Annotated in this window: 16 protein-coding genes; 6 read left to right on the top strand and 10 right to left on the bottom strand. The window is 71.5% G+C overall.

Annotated elements, in window-relative coordinates:
- Positions 1-51 precede the first annotated feature (51 nt).
- Positions 52-558, top strand: coding sequence for a MarR family winged helix-turn-helix transcriptional regulator (locus ACFVTX_RS11060; RefSeq protein ID WP_386899985.1), 507 nt, complete (start codon positions 52-54; stop codon positions 556-558).
- A 6-nt stretch (positions 559-564) separates the two neighbouring features.
- On the opposite strand, the gene ACFVTX_RS11055 is transcribed toward ACFVTX_RS11060, so the two are convergent.
- On the bottom strand, positions 565-2,004 hold the full coding sequence (locus ACFVTX_RS11055; RefSeq protein WP_386899983.1) for a glycoside hydrolase family 5 protein: 1,440 nt from the start codon (positions 2,002-2,004) through the stop codon (positions 565-567).
- 43 nt (positions 2,005-2,047) lie between these two features.
- Here ACFVTX_RS11055 and ACFVTX_RS11050 point away from each other — a divergent pair, with 43 nt between their 5' ends.
- The gene (locus ACFVTX_RS11050) at positions 2,048-2,599 is read left to right on the top strand and encodes a hypothetical protein (RefSeq protein WP_386899981.1); all 552 of its coding nucleotides are present in this window, start codon (positions 2,048-2,050) and stop codon (positions 2,597-2,599) included.
- Between the two features lie 138 nt (positions 2,600-2,737).
- On the opposite strand, the gene ACFVTX_RS11045 is transcribed toward ACFVTX_RS11050, so the two are convergent.
- Genes ACFVTX_RS11045 through ACFVTX_RS11030 form a run of 4 tightly spaced genes read right to left on the bottom strand, consistent with a single transcriptional unit; the run spans position 2,738 to position 6,629 of the window.
- Positions 2,738-3,817 carry a zinc-dependent alcohol dehydrogenase family protein gene (locus ACFVTX_RS11045; protein WP_386899979.1) on the bottom strand — a complete coding sequence of 360 codons (1,080 nt, stop codon included), beginning with the start codon at positions 3,815-3,817 and terminating at the stop codon, positions 2,738-2,740.
- Positions 3,818-3,826: 9 nt separating this feature from the next.
- Positions 3,827-4,459, bottom strand: coding sequence for a TMEM175 family protein (locus ACFVTX_RS11040; RefSeq protein ID WP_386899977.1), 633 nt, complete (start codon positions 4,457-4,459; stop codon positions 3,827-3,829).
- A 36-nt stretch (positions 4,460-4,495) separates the two neighbouring features.
- On the bottom strand, positions 4,496-6,115 hold the full coding sequence (locus ACFVTX_RS11035) for a carboxylesterase/lipase family protein (protein ID WP_386899975.1): 1,620 nt from the start codon (positions 6,113-6,115) through the stop codon (positions 4,496-4,498).
- Between the two features lie 40 nt (positions 6,116-6,155).
- The gene (locus tag ACFVTX_RS11030) at positions 6,156-6,629 is read right to left on the bottom strand and encodes a heme-degrading domain-containing protein (RefSeq protein WP_386899973.1); all 474 of its coding nucleotides are present in this window, start codon (positions 6,627-6,629) and stop codon (positions 6,156-6,158) included.
- 83 nt (positions 6,630-6,712) lie between these two features.
- On the opposite strand from ACFVTX_RS11030, the gene ACFVTX_RS11025 reads away from it, so the two are divergent.
- Positions 6,713-7,984 carry an MFS transporter gene (locus ACFVTX_RS11025; protein WP_386900399.1) on the top strand — a complete coding sequence of 424 codons (1,272 nt, stop codon included), beginning with the start codon at positions 6,713-6,715 and terminating at the stop codon, positions 7,982-7,984.
- 43 nt (positions 7,985-8,027) lie between these two features.
- Here the strand turns inward: ACFVTX_RS11025 and ACFVTX_RS11020 are convergent, their stop codons facing one another.
- The 4 genes from ACFVTX_RS11020 to ACFVTX_RS11005 all read right to left on the bottom strand — a co-directional run bounded on the left by ACFVTX_RS11020 (position 8,028) and on the right by ACFVTX_RS11005 (position 14,888).
- The gene (locus tag ACFVTX_RS11020) at positions 8,028-8,495 is read right to left on the bottom strand and encodes an aromatic ring-opening dioxygenase LigA (protein ID WP_386899971.1); all 468 of its coding nucleotides are present in this window, start codon (positions 8,493-8,495) and stop codon (positions 8,028-8,030) included.
- 111 nt (positions 8,496-8,606) lie between these two features.
- A complete protein-coding gene (locus ACFVTX_RS11015) occupies positions 8,607-10,829 on the bottom strand; it encodes an ATP-dependent Clp protease ATP-binding subunit (RefSeq protein WP_386900397.1) in 2,223 nt (740 codons plus the stop codon).
- Between the two features lie 182 nt (positions 10,830-11,011).
- Complete coding sequence (locus ACFVTX_RS11010) at positions 11,012-11,947, bottom strand: aldose 1-epimerase family protein (protein WP_386899969.1); 936 nt, start codon at positions 11,945-11,947, stop codon at positions 11,012-11,014.
- A gap of 7 nt (positions 11,948-11,954) precedes the next feature.
- On the bottom strand, positions 11,955-14,888 hold the full coding sequence (locus tag ACFVTX_RS11005; RefSeq protein ID WP_386899967.1) for a DUF5107 domain-containing protein: 2,934 nt from the start codon (positions 14,886-14,888) through the stop codon (positions 11,955-11,957).
- Positions 14,889-14,959: 71 nt separating this feature from the next.
- Here ACFVTX_RS11005 and ACFVTX_RS11000 point away from each other — a divergent pair, with 71 nt between their 5' ends.
- Entirely contained in the window at positions 14,960-15,847 is an 888-nt protein-coding gene (locus ACFVTX_RS11000) for a helix-turn-helix domain-containing protein (RefSeq protein ID WP_386899965.1), read from the top strand.
- A 91-nt stretch (positions 15,848-15,938) separates the two neighbouring features.
- Complete coding sequence (locus ACFVTX_RS10995) at positions 15,939-16,976, top strand: LLM class flavin-dependent oxidoreductase (protein ID WP_386899963.1); 1,038 nt, start codon at positions 15,939-15,941, stop codon at positions 16,974-16,976.
- 90 nt (positions 16,977-17,066) lie between these two features.
- On the opposite strand, the gene ACFVTX_RS10990 is transcribed toward ACFVTX_RS10995, so the two are convergent.
- The gene (locus ACFVTX_RS10990; RefSeq protein ID WP_386899962.1) at positions 17,067-17,597 is read right to left on the bottom strand and encodes a hypothetical protein; all 531 of its coding nucleotides are present in this window, start codon (positions 17,595-17,597) and stop codon (positions 17,067-17,069) included.
- A gap of 120 nt (positions 17,598-17,717) precedes the next feature.
- Between ACFVTX_RS10990 and ACFVTX_RS10985 the strand changes: the two genes are divergently transcribed.
- Positions 17,718-18,425 carry a YceI family protein gene (locus ACFVTX_RS10985; protein ID WP_386899960.1) on the top strand — a complete coding sequence of 236 codons (708 nt, stop codon included), beginning with the start codon at positions 17,718-17,720 and terminating at the stop codon, positions 18,423-18,425.
- Positions 18,426-18,525 lie beyond the last annotated feature (100 nt).

The following is an 18,525-nucleotide window of genomic DNA, read 5'->3' as shown; positions in this document are numbered from 1 at the left end:
TCTTCGATATCGAAATATTAGCAACCGAAAGAGGCATGCGAGAATTCCCGTATGGCCAAACGCACCCCGAGCGCTCAAGAGCTCCACCGGCGCGCCGTCGCCACCTACGTCAAGGCGGGCGGCGAGGAGTCGGTGCAGCGCGTCATCACGGCGGTGCAGGGCCTCACCAAGAAGCTCGACCAGTGGTACGCCCGGCAGCTCGTCGACCTCGAGGTGACCGCCGGCGAATGGGCCGTCGTCACCTCGCTCGCGAAGGCCGGCGAAGCGCTCACCCCGAGCCAGCTCGCCGAGCTCACGAACGTCGCCCCCTCCTCGATGACCCACCGGCTCGACAAGCTCGCCGAACGCGGACTCGTCGAACGCACCCCCGACGCCCTGAACCGCACGCGCATCTACGTGAGCCTCACCGACGCGGGGTGGCAGCTGTTCAGCGTCGCGATCCGGGGCTCCGACGTGGTCGAGTCCGACGTGCTGCAGGACCTCAGCGACGACGAGCGCGGCGAACTCGCCCGACTGCTCGAGGTCGTCATCGCACGCCTCGACGACATCGACGCGTAGGCCGGGTCAGCGCGGGGTGATGACCACGTGGGATGCGCCGGGGTCGATCTCGAACGTGAGCACGCGCGTCGCGGCATCCCACTCGACGACCTCGCCGCCGGCGACCTCGCCGCCATTCGGGAACGCGCCCGACGACAGGTACGCCTCGCTGACGCGTGCCGCGCCGGAGGACCCGGCTGCGTCGGCGGCGCGGGGCACGACCTCGATCACGAGCCGGTCCTCCTCCGATTCCCAGCCGACGAGCGTCGCCGCGACGGCCCGCGGGTAGGGCCGGTCGAGCGCCCCGATGAGGTTGCGCGGCGTGCCGTCGGCCTCGTACGGCCCCCAGCTGCCCGGGTCGCGCGACCAGTACGCCACCCCCATGCCCGAGGCATCCGCCGTCTCGTAGACGAGGTCGACGTAGTCGAGCGCGCCGTCGAGGGTGGTGTCGAGCCCGAACTCGCCGAGGATCACGGGGACGCCGCCGAGCCGCTCCGCGGTGCGCATGACGTTCGAGCGCCACGCCGCGACGGTGCCCTCGACGAGGTCGCGCGAGGTGCCGCTGAAGCCGTCGCCGAGGTCCATCGGCAGCGGGTAGAGGTGGGGGCAGAACGCGACGCGCGGGTCGCCCTCACGGGGGTCGTCGATCTCGCCGAGCCCGCTCGGCAGCCCCCAGTTGAAGCCCATCGCCTGCGGTTCGAGGCAGACCCAGGTGTTCTCGTCGACCTCGCGGATCTCGTTCGTGACCTCCTGGTAGAGCGTCGTCAGCGGGCCGGCCTCGAAGACGGGCCCCTGCAGCGTGCCGCCGTAGGGCTCGTTCATGAGGTCGTAGGCGACCACGGTCGGGTCGTCGGCGAAGCGCTCGGCGACGACGCGCCAGGCGCCCGCGTAGTGCTCGGCGAGCTCGGGGTGGGCGCCCGTCGTGTTCCAGAAGTTGTCGAAGGCGCGGATCACGCCGGGCTCGAGGTAGTAGAGCTCCCACATGTCGTGCTCGCCGACGGGAAGCCCGTCCATGTACGTCGCCCACGCGGGCGCGCCGTTGCCGCTCATGCCCGACGGGGTGATCGCCGAGCCCCACAGGTCTTGGTGCATGTCGAGCATCACGTGGTAGCCGCGCTCGGCGTACCAGTCGACGCGCTCCTGCACCCCGTCGAGGTACTCCTCGGAGTACTCCCCCGGCTCGGGCTCGACCGAACGCCACGAGATGAGGAACCGCACGAAGTTCGTGCCCATGTCGGAGTACTCGACGTCGAGCTCCTCCTCGTCGAATTCGGGGAACCCGTCGGGCGTCGACTTCGCGCTCGACGCGGTCGAGAAACCGTGCTGCACGAGGGCGCGCCCGTCATCGTCGGAGATGAAGCCCACGGCCGTCGCCGGGCCCGGCGTGCGCAGCGCTGCGCCGACACCGCCGGCGATCAGAGCGAGGCCGATCGCGGCCGCGATGCCGGTGCGGGCGGTGATCCTCATGGTCCTCCTTGACTCACGTGGTCGAGAGGCTAGCATCGATCCCATGTCGACTAGGACAGTTGACCCACATTCGTTCCGACGGGTCCCGCTCACCGTGTTCGTGCTGCTCGCCGCCACCGCGGTGCTCGCCGGAATATGGCCGATCTCCGGCCTCCTGGCGACCTGGGTCCCGGTGCTCATCGTGCCCGAGGCCGCGGGCCTTCCGTCGCTCGTGCCGCCGCTGCGGCTCTGGCCCCTCGGCGAGACGACGTGGGCGTTCTGGGCCTCGGACACCGTCGGCGCGCTCGTGATGCTCGCCATCGCGGCGGTGCAGCTGCGGGCCGCCGCGCGAAAGCATCCGGCGCCCGGCCCCGGCCGCGCGTTCGGCATCGCCGTCGGCACGACGACGATCGCCCTCATCGGCGGCAACCTCGTGCGCAGCGTCTTCCTGAGCTTCGCGGTCGACGCCGACCTCGGCACCTACCTCGGTCAGGTCATCGCCGGCGTCGTGGTCTCCGCGCTCGCGGGCGCCCTGCTCGGATGCCTCTTCGGCGCCGTCGCGGCGATCGTCGCCGCCGCCCGTCGCGGGCCCGCCGTGGCCCCGGCCCTCGAGTAGCCCCAGCGCGAATCGAAGTGACACGTCTGGTCGCTCTGCCGAGTGCAGAGCGACCACTTGTGTCACCTCGGCTGCAACCCCGGTGGTCGAGGAGCGCCGACGCGCAGCGGCGACGCGTCTCGAGACCCCCGCACCGCCCTACGGCCGCAGCAGCACCTTGATGGCGCGGCGCTCGTCCATCGCGGCGTACGCCTCGGCCGCCTCGGCGAGCGGCAGCTCGAGGTCGAACACGCGCCCCGGCTCGATCGCGCCCGAGAGCACGTCGGGCAGCAGTTCCTCGATGTAGCCGCGCACGGGCGCGACGCCGCCGTTCACGCCGACGTTGGCGTTGAAGAGCGGGCGCAGCGGCAGCTCGGGTGCGACGTACGGCGCGCCGACGTAGCCGACCATGCCGCCGGGTCGGGCCGAACGGATCGCCTGGTCCATCGACTCCTTCGTGCCGACGCACTCGAGCACCCGGTCGGCGCCGATGCCGCCGGTGAGGCGGCGCACGGCCGCGATACCGTCGGCCCCGCGTTCGGCGACGACGTGGGTGGCGCCGAAGCGGCGGGCGAGGGCCTGCCGGTCGGCGTGGCGCGACATGGCGATGATCGTCGTGGCGCCGAGCCGTTTCGCGGCGATGATCGCGCAGAGCCCGACGGCGCCGTCGCCCACGACGGCGACCGTCTCACCCGGTTGCACCCCGGCCGAGACAGCGGCGTGGTGCCCGGTGCCCATGACGTCGGAGAGGGCGAGCAGGCCCGGCACGTGCTCGTCGAGAACCGGCTCGTGCTCGTGCTCGTGCCCCTGCCCCTGCCTACGCACGACGACGAGCGTGCCGTCGGCGAGCGGCACCCGCACGCGCTCACCCTGGCCGGCGTCGGCGAAGGCGCCCTTCTGATCATTGCTCCCCCACCAGCCGCCGTTCAGGCACGAGGTCGAGACGCCGTTGCGGCAGTTCGCGCAGGTGTTGTCGCACACGTAGAAGGGGGCGATGACGAAGTCGCCCACGTTGATCGAGACGACGTCGTCGCCGATCGCCTCGACGATGCCGATGAACTCGTGCCCGATGCGGTGGGGCTCGTGCGTCGGCGTGATGCCGCGATACGGCCAGAGGTCGGAGCCGCAGACGCACGCGGCGACGACCTTCACGATGGCGTCGTCGCCCGTCGTGATGACGGGGTCGGGCACGGTCTCGACGCGGATGTCGCGGGCGGCGTGGATGACGGTGGCGAGCATGACCCGAGCCTACGCTCGCCGCCGCTCGAACACGCGAGTGACGAGCGCATGCATGGGCCCGAACAGCAGGAGCAGCAGCATCGCCCAGTAGCCGATCGCGGGCACGGCGATCGACAGGATGAGCGCGATCGCGAAGAGCGCGATCGAGGTCGCATCGGCGAGGATGCCACGGCGCAGGAGCGCGGGCTCGGTGCGGTGCAGTCCGGGGTGCCTGAGCAGGTACCCGCGGATCGCCAGCGAGACGAGGCTCGTGACGATGAGGCTCCCGATGTACACGATCTTCTGCGCATCGTCCTCGCGCATCGAGCCGAGCATGGCCGTCGGCACGGGCAGCCAGACGATCGTGAACATCCACGCAACGCTCAGCCAGAGCAGGGCGGGCGTGACGCGTTCGAGCTGCGCGAACACGCGATGGTTCGTCTGCCAGAAGGTCGCGATCAGCACGAAGCTCAACGCGAAGCTCACGAGCTGCCCGTTGTGCCGGTCGAACCAGTCGGCGACGCTCCCGCCGTCGCCGCCGAGGTCGGTCACGCTCTCCATGAGCGGCAGCACGAGCACGGTCATCGCGATCGCGACGACCGCGTCGGTGAAGGCCTTCAGCCGCTCGGCCGAGGCCGGAGCGGTCGCGTACGAACCGGACATGCCTCGAACGTTAGCGAATCACCGGCTCGGCGGCCCTCAGACGTGCGGCACGAATCGCTGCCACGCGATCCGCCGCTCGCCGCGCGGATCGGCTTCGATCCGGTCCCGGCCGTCGAGGATCAGCGTGCGCCGGGCCACCTCGTCGTAGCGCGGCCAGTCGAGGCATCCGGCCGTTCGCGAAGCCGGTGCGCCCGACCCGCCCGGCGCCGTCGGGGCGCCGCTCGCCGCGAACTCGGCCCAGTACGCCTGCATGCGCCGCCCGACGGCGCGGAACCTCCGCCGCCCGCCGAGCAGGGTGAGCCCCGTGCCGGTCACCGTGTCGAACTTCTCGAACAGGGCGAAGAGCTCGAGCCCGTGCGTCGCGTCCAGGCCGAGCAGCCTCGCCATGCGCGGCGCCGCGTCGAAGCGGTACATGTAGGTGGGCGCGAACCGCGCGTGCCGTTCGGCGAGCTTCACGCTCGGGAACCAGAAGGTGAAATCGCCCGCGAAGTCGGCCGCGGGCCGCCGCTCGGGCAGCCCCGGATACTGCCGCTTGATCGCCTTGCGCGACTTCTTGCGGGTGTTCGCGAAGATCGCGCGGATGCGCGGCTTCGTCGTCGGGAGGATGTCGATGCGCCCCTCGAAGAGGGAGCCTTCGCGGTCGTTCGTGCCGATGATGAGCGGCACCCGGTGCGCCCGACCCGCCTTGAACGCGTCGAGCGGCCGCTCGGGCAGGAACTCGCCGTCGATCACCGGCGCGAGGCTGATCGTGCCCGGGTTCTCGTCGGGGGTTCTGACGGCGAGCCGGGTCGTCGCCTCGGCGAGCTGCATCGCGCCGGCGCGCCGGAGCATCGCCGAAGCATCCGGCCCCGAATCGCTGTCGAGGTCGTCATCGTCGACGACCCGGCTCAGCAGCGCCACGTACTCGTCGGCCCAGCGCTGCGCGATCTCGGCCGGGTACACGGCGTTCGCGGGCGACGACTGCGCGATCGCCCGCGCGAAGAGCCCCTCGGCCGCGGGCACGGTCATGAGGGTCGTCACCGAGTTGCCGCCCGCCGATTCGCCGAAGAGCGTCACCCGGTCGGGGTCGCCGCCGAAGGCGCGGATGTTGCGGCGCACCCACTCGAGGGCGGCCACCTGGTCGCGCAGCCCGAGATTGCCGTCGATCGGATGCTCCGCGCTCGCGTAGCGGCGCAGGTCGAGCCAGCCGAGCGCGCCCAGGCGGTAGTTGCAGCTGACGTAGACGATGCCGTGCTCGCGCACGAGCCGTTCGCCCTGCCGCGGGTACTCCCCCGAGGAGCCGACGCTGTACCCGCCCCCGTGCAGGAACAGCATCACCGGACGGCCGCGGCCCGTGGCATCCGGCGCCGCTGCATCTGCGGGGGCGATGACGTTGAGGCTCAGGCAGTCCTCGCTGCGCGGCAGCCGCGGGTGCGCGCCGATGAACTGGCCGCGCCGCAGCTGCGGCGCCACGGGCCCGAAGTGCGCGGCGTCGCGCACGCCGTCCCAGCCGGGCACGGGCCGCGGAGCGCGGAAGCGGCCGGCGCCCGCCGTCGAGTCGGCGAACGGGATGCCCCGCCAGCGGCGCACCCCGCGGCTCCGGACCCCGCGCACGGCACCGGCATCGGTCGCGACGACCAGGTCGTCGCGGAGGGCGGACGTCGCACGCAGCGTCATGCGCGCATCGTACGTCGGCCGGGTGAACGACGCAGGCGGGTCAGCCCTCGCGCGTCTCGCCGAGCATCGCCCGGAGGTGCTCGACGACGAGTTCGTGGTCGTCGAGCTGCGGGAGCCCGGAGACGCCGACCGCGCCGATCAGTGCGCCCGAGGCGAGCCTCAGCGGCACGACGCCGCCGTGCGCGGCGTACTGCTGCGGGTCGAGCCGGGCGTGGGTGTCGAAGTCCTCGCCCTTCGCGCGGAACTCCTCGCCGACCCGCAACGACGAGGTGCCGTAGCGCTCGACGACGTGATGCTTGCGCTCGAGCCAGCCGTCGTTGTCGGCGCTCGCGCCGGGCAGCGCCGCGTGGAAGACGCGCTGCCGGCCGAACCAGATCGCGATCGCGACCGGAAGCCCCCGCTCGGCCGCGGTCGCACGCAGCCGGGTGCCGAGCACCCAGGCGTCGTCGAGGGTGAACGCGGCGAACCGCAGCTCGTCGTCTTCGGCCGCGAGGCGGCCGAGCAGTTCGCTCATGGTCGCATGGTACCGCCGGGGCGGGCTCCGCGGAGCGGTTCGCCGATGTCGGCGGTGTGCGCCAAGATGTCCCAGTGACCGGCATGAGAGGGTTCTGGGCTGCGCTTCCGACCGAGGGGCGCTGGCTGCTGTCGACCGTCGCGATCCAGACGCTCGGGCGCGGTCTCACGCTGCCGTTCACGATCATCTACCTGCACGAGGTGCGCGGGTTCGAGCTCGGGCTGTCGGGCGCGCTCATGAGCCTCATCGCGATCACCGGTCTCGTCGTGACGGGCCCGGGCGGCACCCTGATCGATCGCTTCGGCGCCAGGATCGTGCTGCTCGTCGGCCTCTCGGCGATGATCGTCGGCTGCGCACTGCTCGCCTTCGCGACGACGCCCGCCGTCGCCGCCGTCGCGCTCGTGCTCATCGGCATCAACTTCGGCGTCTCATGGCCCGGCTTCAACGCGCTCATCGCCTCGATCGTCGACGGCGAGCTGCGACAGCAGTACTTCGGCATCAACTTCGCGCTCGTCAATCTCGGCATCGGGGTCGGCGGCATCGTCGGCGGCTTCTTCATCGACGTCGACGACCCGGGCACCTTCACGACCATCTTCCTGATCGACGCGGCGACGAGCGTCATCCCCATGGCGCTCCTCCTCGGCCCGCTGCGTCACGTGCGCACCCATGGCGAGCACGACGCGGACGCGCCGCCCGTCGGGGGCTACCGCGAGATCATCCGCCAGCCGGTCGTGCTGTGGCTGACGCTGCTCACCTTCATCGCGGTGTTCATCGGCTACGGCCAGATGGAGGCCGGGTTCCCGGCGTTCGCCCGCCAGGTCGCCGAGGTCTCGACGCAGGTCATCGGCTTCGCGTTCGCCGTCAACACGGCCGTCATCGTGCTGCTGCAGTTCACCGTGCTCAAGCTGATCAGCGGGCACCGCCGCACCCGGGTCATGCAGGTCATGGCGCTCGTGTGGGCGGTGTCGTGGCTGCTGCTCGGCGGCGCCGGCCTGCTGCCCGACACGCTCGCCGCCGCGATCGGCGTGCTCGCCTTCATGGGCGTCTTCGCCTTCGGCGAGACGATGCTGCAGCCGACGGTACCCGCGGTCTACAACGACCTCGCCTCCGACCGCAACCGCGGGCGCTACAACGCGATCAACTCGGCGGCCTTCCAGGGCGGCGCGATCGCAGGCCCGGTCGCCGCGGGCGTGCTGCTCGAGCACGGGCTCGACGCCTGGTACATCGCCGTGATGGTGATCGGCTGCGTCGGCATCATGCTGCTCGCCCTCGCGGTCGAACGACGGATCTCCCCTGCCGCGAACGGCGTGCCCGAGGCGCAGCCGTCCACCGCACCGTCCGAAGTCGCCGACTGAGCGGAGCGGGCGAGCGCGCTCGCCCGCTCGCGCCGTCTCAGCCCTACGCGGTCTTCGGCAACGGCGGTACGAGCACGCGGATCGACCAGCCGAACAGCAGGAAGAGCACTCCGGCGCCGGCGGCGAAGAGCGCCACGCCGAATGCGACCACCGAGGTGAACAGCGAGGCCCGCAGGAACGAGGCATCCATGACCGTGGCCCGGACCGGGTCGTCCATGTCGAGCTCGGCGTACGTCTGGCCGTCGGCCATCTCGAGGGCGTGCATGTTGATGACCTCCGCCTGCACATAGGCGTCGATCGGCCCGTCGACGACCTTGCCCGCGAAGATCGGCGCGTCGTCGGAGATCACGATGTTCTCGGCCCGCAACTGCGCCGACACCGCGAACCATGCGACGACCGCGACGACGATCAACAGGATGCCGCCGATGATGCCGGCGAGCCCCGTGAGTCGCACCACATTGACCTGGGTGCGGTTCAGCACCGCTCCACCCGTTTCGAACTGCTCCGACATGATTCCCCCTTCGAACCGTCGTTCAGGGCCAAACCTAGCGAGTCGGACGCCGCAGCGACATGGCGACGCGGCATCCGTTGTGAAAACGGATGCCGCGTCGCCGCAGCTCGCCTATTCCTCCACGAGTTCGGCGTCGATCACGTCGTCGCCCGCGGCGGAGTCACGGGCATCGCCCGGGGCGTCCGCCCGTGACACCGTGAGCGACTCCCCGTCGTCGGCGAGGCCGACCACGACCGTGTCGCCGTCGCGCACGCTGCCGTCGAGCAGCGCCCTGGCGAGCCGGTCGTCGATCTCGCGCTGCATGAGCCGGCGCAGCGGCCGCGCCCCGTACAGCGGGTCGTAGCCCCGCTCGGCGAGCCAGGCGCGCGCGTCGGGGGTGACGCCGAGCGCGAGCCGCCGCTCGTGCAGCCGCGCCGTGAGCCGGTCGATGTAGAGGTTCACGATCTCGGCGAGGTCCTGCTCGCTGAGGGCGGAGAACACGACGAGGTCGTCGAGCCGGTTCACGAACTCGGGCTTGAACGACTGCCTGACCGTCTGCATGACGGCCTCCTCCTTCTCGCTCCAGCTGAGCGAGGGGTCGATCAGGTAGTGCGAGCCGAGGTTCGAGGTGAGGATCAGGATCGTGTTGCGGAAGTCGACCGTACGACCCTGCCCGTCGGTGAGCCGGCCGTCGTCGAGGACCTGCAGCAGCACGTCGAACACCTCGGGGTGCGCCTTCTCGACCTCGTCGAAGAGGATCACCGAGTACGGGCGACGGCGTACGGCCTCGGTGAGCTGCCCGCCCTGGTCATAGCCGACGTAGCCCGGAGGGGCGCCGACGAGGCGCGAGACCGAGTGCTTCTCGCCGTACTCCGACATGTCGATGCGCACCATGGCGCGCTCGTCGTCGAAGAGGAACTCGGCGAGCGCCTTCGCGAGCTCGGTCTTGCCGACGCCGGTCGGGCCGAGGAACAGGAACGAGCCGGTCGGCCGGTTCGGGTCGTTGATGCCCGCGCGCGAGCGGCGGACCGCATCGGCGACGGCCCCGACGGCCCGCTTCTGGCCGATGAGGCGCTTGCCGAGCTCGGCCTCGAGGTGCAGCAGCTTCTCGGTCTCGCCCTGCATGAGGCGGCCGACGGGGATGCCCGTCCACGCGGCGATCACGGCGGCGATGTCCTCGTCGGTGACCTGCTCGTTGACCATGCGCGGCTCGCCGCCGGCGTTGCCCGCGGCATCGGCCTGCTCGGCGGCCTCGAGGTCGCGCTGCAGGTTCTTGATGGTCTCGTATTCGAGCTTCGACGCCTTCTGGTAGTCGCCGGCGCGCAGCGCGAGGTCGCGCTGGGTGACGGCCTCGTCGATGCGCTTCTTGAGCTCGCCGACGCGGTTGAGGCCCTGACGCTCGCGCGCCCAGCGGGCTTCGAGCCCGGCGAGTTCGCGCTCCTGGCTCACGAGCGTCTCGCGGAGCTTCGCGAGGCGCTCCTTCGAGGCGTCGTCCTTCTCCTTCTTGAGGGCGAGCTCCTCGAGCTTCATACGGTCGACCTGGCGCTTGAGCTGGTCGATCTCGACGGGCGAGGAGTCGATCTCCATCTTGAGGCGCGACATGGCCTCGTCGATGAGGTCGATGGCCTTGTCGGGCAGCTGCCGGGCGGTGATGTACCGGTTCGACAGGGATGCCGCGGCCACGAGCGCGGCGTCGGAGATCGTCACCCCGTGGTGCGCCTCGTAGCGGCCCTTGAGCCCGCGGAGGATCGCGATGGTGTCTTCGACCGACGGCTCACCCACGTAGACCTGCTGGAAGCGGCGCTCGAGCGCGGCATCCTTCTCGATGTACTCGCGGTACTCGTCGAGGGTGGTCGCACCGATGAGGTGCAGCTCGCCGCGGGCGAGCATCGGCTTCAGCATGTTGGAGGCCGCGACCGATCCTTCGCCGCCGCCCGCCCCCATGAGGAGGTGGAGCTCGTCGACGAAGGTGATGATGCCGCCCTCGGCCTCGTTGATCTCCTTCAGCACGGCCTTGAGCCGCTCCTCGAACTGGCCGCGGTACATGGCGCCGGCGACGAGGGCGGAGATGTCGAGCGAGACGAGCTGCTTGTCCTTCAGCGACTCGGCGACGTCGCCCGCGACGATGCGCTGGGCGAGCCCTTCGACGACGGCGGTCTTGCCGACGCCGGGTTCGCCGATGAGGACGGGGTTGTTCTTGGTGCGACGGGTCAGCACCTGGCTCACGCGCCGGATCTCGGAGTCGCGTCCGATGACCGGGTCGAGCTTGCCGGCCTTCGCGAGGTCGGTCAGGTTGACGCCGAACTGTTCGAGCGCCGACTTCTGCTCTTCCTGCGAGTTCGGCGCGCCCTGCATGTTTGCCACTCAATGCTCCCTTCGTTCAAAACTTGAGTCTAGTTAACTCAACTTTGCGAAGGGGGTTGGTATTCCGGATTCCGACCGGATTCGCCCCCGACTTCACGGTAGACGGATGCCACGGGGCGCGCCAGCCTCCTCGGCGCGGCGCCGTCCGCGTCGGGCTGCGCTCAGGCGCGCGATCAGCCGAGCGCGCTGATCGTCCACCCGAGGCTCGTGCTCGCCCCGGGCGCGAGGGCGATGAGGTCGCGCCCGGAGTTGAACGCGTCGGGCGGGCAGGTCGTCGGCTCGACGGCGAGCGCAGCGCGGAAGCCGTCGCCCGTCGCATGATCGGAGGTGTAGAGCTGCACCCACCTGCAGCGCCCATCCCAGGAGATCTCGGCGCCGACCCCGCACCGGTCGACCACCCGCGCACGGGTGCGCCCGTCGGGGCCGGCGGCGAATCGGGTGAAGGCGTTGTTCAGCACCGCGGCGCCGAGCCGGCGCACGCTGCGGAAGTCGTCGTCGCGCCCGCCGGACCCCACCGGCACCGAGTCGCTCGGCAGCATGCGATCGTCGCTGACGAGCAGCACCTCCTCGGCCGGCAGCTCGAGGAACCACTCGTCGATCGCCCGCGCGTCCGGCCGCCCGGCGAGCAGATACGGATGACCGCCCAGGCCGATCGGAGCGGGCGAGTCGCTCTCGTTCGTCGCCACGATCTCCTGGCCGAGCCCCTGCTCGGTGAGCGCGAACTCCGTGCGGATCGCCACACGCCACGGGTAGCCCGGCCGCGGCTCGATCCGGGCCCCGAGGACAAGCCGATCGCGAGCGACGAGCTCGGGCTCGAAGTCGCTCCAGGCCACGAGCCCGTGCACGGCCGTCCGGGTCGCGAGCTCGTCGACCGGGAGCCGATGCGATCGCCCGCCGAACTCGTACCGGCCGTCGGCGAGGCGATTCGGCCACGGGGCGAGCAGTGCACCGCGCATCATGGGACGCACCTCGTCGGCGGCGAACGGCATGACGAGGTCGCGCCCGCCCCACCGGAGCGAGCGCACGCTCGCCCCGAGGCCGACGATCTCGGCTTCGTAGCCGGAGGCCCGCAGCGAGAACCCGACCGTCGGCGCTCGCCCCGCGGTCATCGCACCCTCACTCGTCATCGGGCTGCCGGCTGAAGAGCAGCAGCTCCGGCAGGCTCGTCGCGAAGTAGTCGGTCGCGCCGTCGGCGTGCCGGGCCACCGGTGCCGTGTACTGCGCGCGAGCCTCGCCGAGCGTCGCCGGCGGGTCGGCGAGCGGGAGGCCCAAGGCTGCTCGCGCGGCATCCCAGGCGGCGACGGCTCGGCCTTCACCGCCCTCCCATGGGCGGAACGACCGGGTCGAGAGGATCTCGTGGGCACGGTCGGGCCGCCCCTCGGCGGTGAGCAGCGTCACGTACTCGATCGTGAAGTCGTCGCGCGCGAGCACGAGCGGTTCCACCGCGCCGAGTCGCGCGAGCCGATCCTTCGGCGCGTGGCCGAGCCGCATCGCGAGCTGGTCGCGTTCGTAGTGCAGCCGTGCGTCGAGCGGTGCTTCGGCGACCGCGAGCTCGAAGCACGCCCAGGCCGCCGCGTCGTCGCGCCCGACGTTGTAGGCCGCGATCCCCGCATTGCGCAGGAGCACGGGTTCCCGCGAGCCGAGCTCGACCGCGCGGGCCCAGTGGTGAGCGGCCTCGCGACGGCGTCCGTGGGCGTAGAGCAGCATGCCGAGGAGCGAGTGGGCGACGCCATCGGACTCGTCCGCGGCGAGCGCGGCTTCCAGCGCGTCGTGGGCGTCGAGCCCGTGCGGGAATGCCCAGGTCGACTCGGCCGACCGCGCCAGGCCGCGGTGCGTCGCGGCCTCCGCCGCCCGTCCCTGCTCGTCGAGCATCGCAGCGGCGAGATAGAACGCCACGGGGCGGTGGTTGCCGGCCGCGGTGATCGGCGCATCGGCGGCGCGGGCGAGCACGGCGAGCGCGGCGTCGTCGGCTCCGGCGTCGCGGAGGTCGATGGCGATGTCGAGCAGCAGCCCGCCTTCCGCGTCGACATCGGCACCGGCGAGGAACCGCAGGGTCGCGTCGAGCGGGTCGACCGCGAGCGCGGCAGCCAGCAGCTCGGCGGCCTCGCTCTCCCGACCGAGACGGCGCACGACGATCGCTCGCAGCGCGGCGCGCCGGGCGTCGTGCCCGACCACTCCGTCGAGCGTGTCGAGCACCCGCAATGCTGAGCGGTTCCGCCCGCGCCGGCCGAGCGACTGCGCCAGCGCGAATCCGGCGGCCCCGGCCCAGGTGCCGTCCCAACCGGCCTTCCCGAACGCCTGCTCGGCCTCGATGCGACGGCCGAGCCGTTCGAGCGCGAGCCCGAGGAGGTAGAAGGCCTCGGCGTCGACGGGGTTCGCGTTCCGCTTCGTCAGGCGCACCAGTGCGAGCCGGACCCGCTCGACGGCCGACTCGTAGCGACCCGCGCGGTGGTCGAGATCGGCGAGCGCGAGATTGGTGCGGACGTCGCCCGGGTCGCGCTCGAGCGCGGCGCGCCAGTAGGCGAGGGGCGAGCGGGTGGGGTGCCGGTACTGCTGGAGGTGGAGCCCCGTGAGGTAGAGCTCCTCGACCGACTCGATCGCCTCCGGCAGCGGCGGCTCCTCGGCCACCCAGGGCTCGCCCGCGTCATCGTCGACGGGCGTGGGCGTCCAGCGCACGAGCACGCGCCCGTCTCGGTCGAGCAGCTCGGCGACGAGCTCCCCGTCTGGCCGCGGGCCCGCGATGACCGCGGCGGCACCCGGCGCCAGGTCCTCCGTTCGCGTGGCGACGATGCGATCGCCGTCGAGCAGTCGCAGGGTCGCACCGGGCTGCGGCGCGGTGACGGCGAACCGGGCGGTCACGGCATCGCCGCGGTCCACGTGGACCGCGGCGTCCGGGGTCGCCTGGTGCGCCGCGCCGATGGCCGGGAGCGGATACCAGTACTGCGTGAACACCTTCGTCTCACCGGGGAGGATCCAGGTGAAGTCGGGCTGGTTGTCGGTGTAGACCCCCGCCATCAGTTCGACGTAGGGTCCGTCGCCGTCGGTGAGCTGGGCGTCCCACGCGTGGCCGAACGGGGCGTCGCCCCAGGTCCAGAGCTTCTTCCCCGGCGAGACCCGTCGCTCGGCCCAGTGCACGAAACCGGCGCCGGCCGCGTGGTCGTAGCCGCCGAAGAAGTCCTGCTCGGAGTCGACGATCATGTACGACGTCGGGACGGGGACGTTCCGGTAATAGTCGATGCGCGCGGCGCCGGGGGCGTCCTCGGCGAGCGCCGGGTAGTCGACGCCGTAGTAGGGGCGGTCCGCCTCGGGGAACGCCGTGAGCGCACGCCGGGCATGGTCGGCGACATAGCGGACGTCCTCGGGGAAGAAGGCCTGGTAGTCGCCGTCGGAGCGTGCGGCGACGTTCGCCCACCAGAGGAAGGTCTGGCGCTCCTTCGTGCGGTTGTGCAGTCGCACGACGAGTTCGACGACCGAGCTCTCGGGGCGGAGGCGCACGCCGTGCTGGGCCGACATCCGCGCGAACGGGTCGTGATCGGCGCACCACACGGTGACCGACCCGTCGACCCCCTCCTCGATCGACGTCTCGACGGGCAGGTAGGTCGCCGGGCGGTGGTGCTGCGGCCAGTTGAACTCCACACCGCCGCTGATCCAGGGGCCGGCGAGCCCGACGAGCGCCGGCTTGATGACGTTGTTGCGGTAGAAGAAGTCGTAGCCGGTGGTCTTGTCGTAGCCGACGTGGATGCGCCCCCCGAGCTCGGGCAGGATCACGAGTCGGACGTAGCTGTTCTCGAGATGCACCGCGCGCCACTCGCGCGTCGTCGGCTCCTCGGCGATCCGCTCGGTGAACGGGATCGGGTATACCTTGCCGCTCGAGCCCTGGTAGACGCGGTGGTCGAGGAACATCGGATACCGGCTCGGCTCGTCGGCCTCGTAGGTGCGGATGGCGATCGGCTCGCTCCACGCGACCGCGCCCCCCGCGTCGAGCACGCGGCCGAGCGCATCGGGCGCCTCCGGGAGCACCATTACCGCTTCGGCGGATTCCATCGTCATGCGACCTCCTTGATCGAGATCGACGCTACGGCGGCGAACAGCGCGCCGGTATGGTGAGAACGAGGGATGACATGGACGAAACGCTGCTCGCGCGAGCGAGCTTCCGCAGCGAGGGGTTCGCGAACCAGCGACTGGCGGTCGTGCCGCGCCCGCAGCTCGCCGCCGCGGCGAACACCCCGGGCGCACGACACCTCGCGGTGAGCGATGCCGGGTACTTCCCGGTCGCCACCGGGCACCGACGAGTCCGACCAGACGGGAGCCCCGAGACGATCGTCATCCTGTGCGTCGCGGGCGGCGGGCGGGTGCGCCTCGCCGGGACGGAGCACGCCCTCGCGCCCGGCGCCTACGTGACGATTCCCGCCGGCACCCCGCACGAGTACCAAGCCTCAGCGGATGCCCCATGGACGATCTGGTGGCTCCATGCGCGCGGCACCGACGTCGCCGAGCTCACGGGCCCGCTACTCGGCCGGCCCGAACCGGTGGCCCGTCTCCGATCGGTCGACCGGGTGGTCGCCCTGTTCGACGAGCTCGTGACCCTGCTCGAACGCCGGCCCTCGCCGGCGCAGCAGCTCGCGGCATCCGGAATCGCCTGGCACCTGCTCACCCGCCTGGCCGTCGACGCCGTGCAACCGGCCGACGGGTCGCCGCTCGAGCGCGCCATGCGGTACCTCGAGGCCCGCGTCGACGGCGACATCTCCGTCGCCGAGCTCGCCGCCATCGTCGGCCTCTCGCCGTCGCACCTCGGCACCCAGTTCCGCCGGGCGACCGGCGGCGGCCCCGGCGCCTTCCACACCTCGCTCAAGATGGCCAGGGCCAGGTCGCTGCTCGACACCACCTCGATGCCGGTCGCGGCCGTCGCGAGCGCGGTCGGCTACACCGATCCGCTCTACTTCTCGCGCAGCTTCCGTCGCGTGCACGGCGTCAGCCCGACGAGCTATCGCGCGCAGCACAAGGGCTGAGGCTCGGGAAGCGCTTCGAGACCGGCCCCGAAGCATCCATGCAGATTCATACATAGGAATAGACGTGCGCAGCACGGCGTTGCCGTTTCACGTGGAACGCTTCGGAACCCTCTCATTCGGCCACTACGGCCCCCTCGGCGGCGGGCGCGAGCTCTCCGCCGCCGACTCGATGCTGCAGGCGATCGACCTCGCCGAGGGCATGGACGAACTCGGCGTCAACGGCATCTACTTCCGGGTGCACCACTTCGCACGCCAGCAGGCCTCGCCGATGCCGCTGCTCTCGGCGATCGCCGCCCGCACCCGGCGCATCGAGATGGGCACCGGCGTCGTCGACATGCGCTACGAGAACCCGCTGCACCTCGCCGAGGACGCAGCGGCGGTCGACCTCATCTCGGGCGGGCGACTCGCGCTCGGCGTGAGCCGCGGGTCACCCGAGTCCGTCGTGCGCGGCTACGAGGCGTTCGGCTACACCGGCTCCGAGGACCCGCGGGGCGCCGACATCGCGCGCGAGCACTTCGCACGGTTCCTCGAGGCGATCGAGGGCAAGGGCATGGCCGAGCTGGATGCCTCGTCGCCGTTCGGCGGGCGCGGCATGGCGCGCATCGAGCCCTACTCCCCCGGCCTGCGCTCCCGCATCTGGTGGGGCGCCGGCAACCGCGATTCGGCCGAGTGGGCCGGGCGCGCGGGCGTCAACCTCATGTCGTCGACGCTGCTCACCGAAGACCGCGGCCTGCCATTCGACGAGCTCCAGGCCGAGCAGATCCGGGCCTTCCGCGAGGCGTGGCGCGAGGCGGGACATCCCGGCGAACCGCGCACCTCCGTGAGCCGCTCGATCTTCCCGATCACGACCGCCGAGGACGAGCTCTACTTCGGCGGCCGCCAGGACGGCGACGGGGTCGGCATGATCGACGGCATGCGCTCGACGTTCGGCAAGACCTATGCGGGCACGCCCGACAAGCTCGTCGAGCAGCTGCTGCGCGACGCCGCGATCCGCGAGGCCGACACGCTCATGCTCACCATCCCGAGCCAGCTCGGCGTCGAGTTCAACCTGCGCCTCGTCGAGTCGTTCGCGAAGTTCGTCGCACCGAGCCTCGGCTGGGAGCCGACGCACACCTCGCCGGTCGACTAGGGAGCAGAGCGACCACACCCGGCCGGTCGAGTAGGGAGCGGAGCGACCGTATCGAGACCCGTCACGAGGTCTCGATACGCTCCTGCGCCGCTACTCGACCGGCCGCGGTACGACCTCGATCGCGACGACCGTCGTGCGCACGACCCCCGACGGCATCGGGATCTCGTAGCGCACCGGCATGCCCGGGTGCTCGAGCGCGAACCAGAACCGTGAGGCGTTCGCGTGCTCCTCGCCGTGCTCGACCTCGAACCGCACGCACTCGACGCGACCGATCGGCAGTTCGAGCACCTCGGCCCCGCGCGTCGTGTGCTCGGCGGGGAACGCCGCGTGCTCCTGCAGCTCGAGCCACGTCACCCGCTCGCTCGTCACCGGTCCGTCAACGGCGCCGTCGCCGTCGAGGCGCCACTGCGACAGCGTGGCGCCCTCGTCGTCGAGCTCGGTGAAGCGGTTCACGCGCTCGAAGCGATCGCCGTCGGGAAGCTCGACCTCGAGACGGATGGTCTTCCCCGAGCCGCTCGCCGCGCGGATCTCCGCCGCGGTGAAGGGCGTCGGCAGCAGGCCTGGCCCGAGCAGGTGCGGGTCGTCGCTCGGGAACCCCGTCGCGGCTTCATCGTCGCTCATGGCGCCCAGTCTGGGCCATCCGGCGCCATGTTGGAACCATCTCGGGCGATTCAATGCGTTCTCATACGTTCGTACGTCATGCTCGAACTCCGACGACCCCACGCCCCGAGCAGGAGCCGCATGCAGAAGCGCACGAAGATCATCACCGCCTCGATCCTCGCCGGGGTGCTCGCCCTCGGCGCGACGGCCGCGATCGCGGGCCCCATCGTCTACCGCGACGTCATCGTCGGCGAGGCCGACGCGGCCCCCGCCGTCACGGTCGCGCCCACCGCGTCGAGCGGGTCGGATGCCACGGCCGCGACCGGCGACCTGAGCGGCGCCTGGGTCGTGGCCGGCGGCTCGTTCGCGGGGTACCGCGTCGACGAGGTGCTGAACGGCACCGACGTGACCGTGACCGGCCGCACCGACGAGGTGACCGGCGAGCTCACGGTCGACGGGCTCACGCTGACGGAAGCCGAGTTCACCGTCGACGTCGCCTCCATCGCGACCGACTCGCGCAACCGCGACGAGTACTTCCGTTCGAACGCGATGCGCGCCGACGAGTTCCCCAGGGCGACGTTCGTGCTCACTGAGCCGGTCGTGGTCGACGCCGCCCCCGCCGTCGGCGAGGTGCAGACCGTCACCGCCACCGGCGAACTCACCCTCGCGGGCGTCACGCAGACCGTCACGGTCGACCTCGAGGCGGTGCTGAACGGCTCAGGCGGCCAGGTGGCCGGCAGCATCCCGATCACCTTCGCCGACTTCGGCGTCGAGGCGCCCGACCTCGGCTTCGTCTCGGTCGAACCGCAAGGATTCGTCGAGTTCTCGCTCGAGCTCGTGCGGGGCTGAGCCTGCTTGGCGCCCCTCCCGATCGGGAGGGGCGCCCTCGGTGAAGCCCCTGCATCCGCGCCGCGAAGGCAACCACGGATGCAGGGGGCCGATGCTGCGC

The organism is Agromyces sp. NPDC058136 (assembly GCF_042884375.1).
Taxonomy (GTDB): domain Bacteria; phylum Actinomycetota; class Actinomycetes; order Actinomycetales; family Microbacteriaceae; genus Agromyces.
The sequence above is the reverse complement of the archived record's forward strand: the minus strand, read 5'-3'. Positions and strand labels throughout refer to the sequence as shown.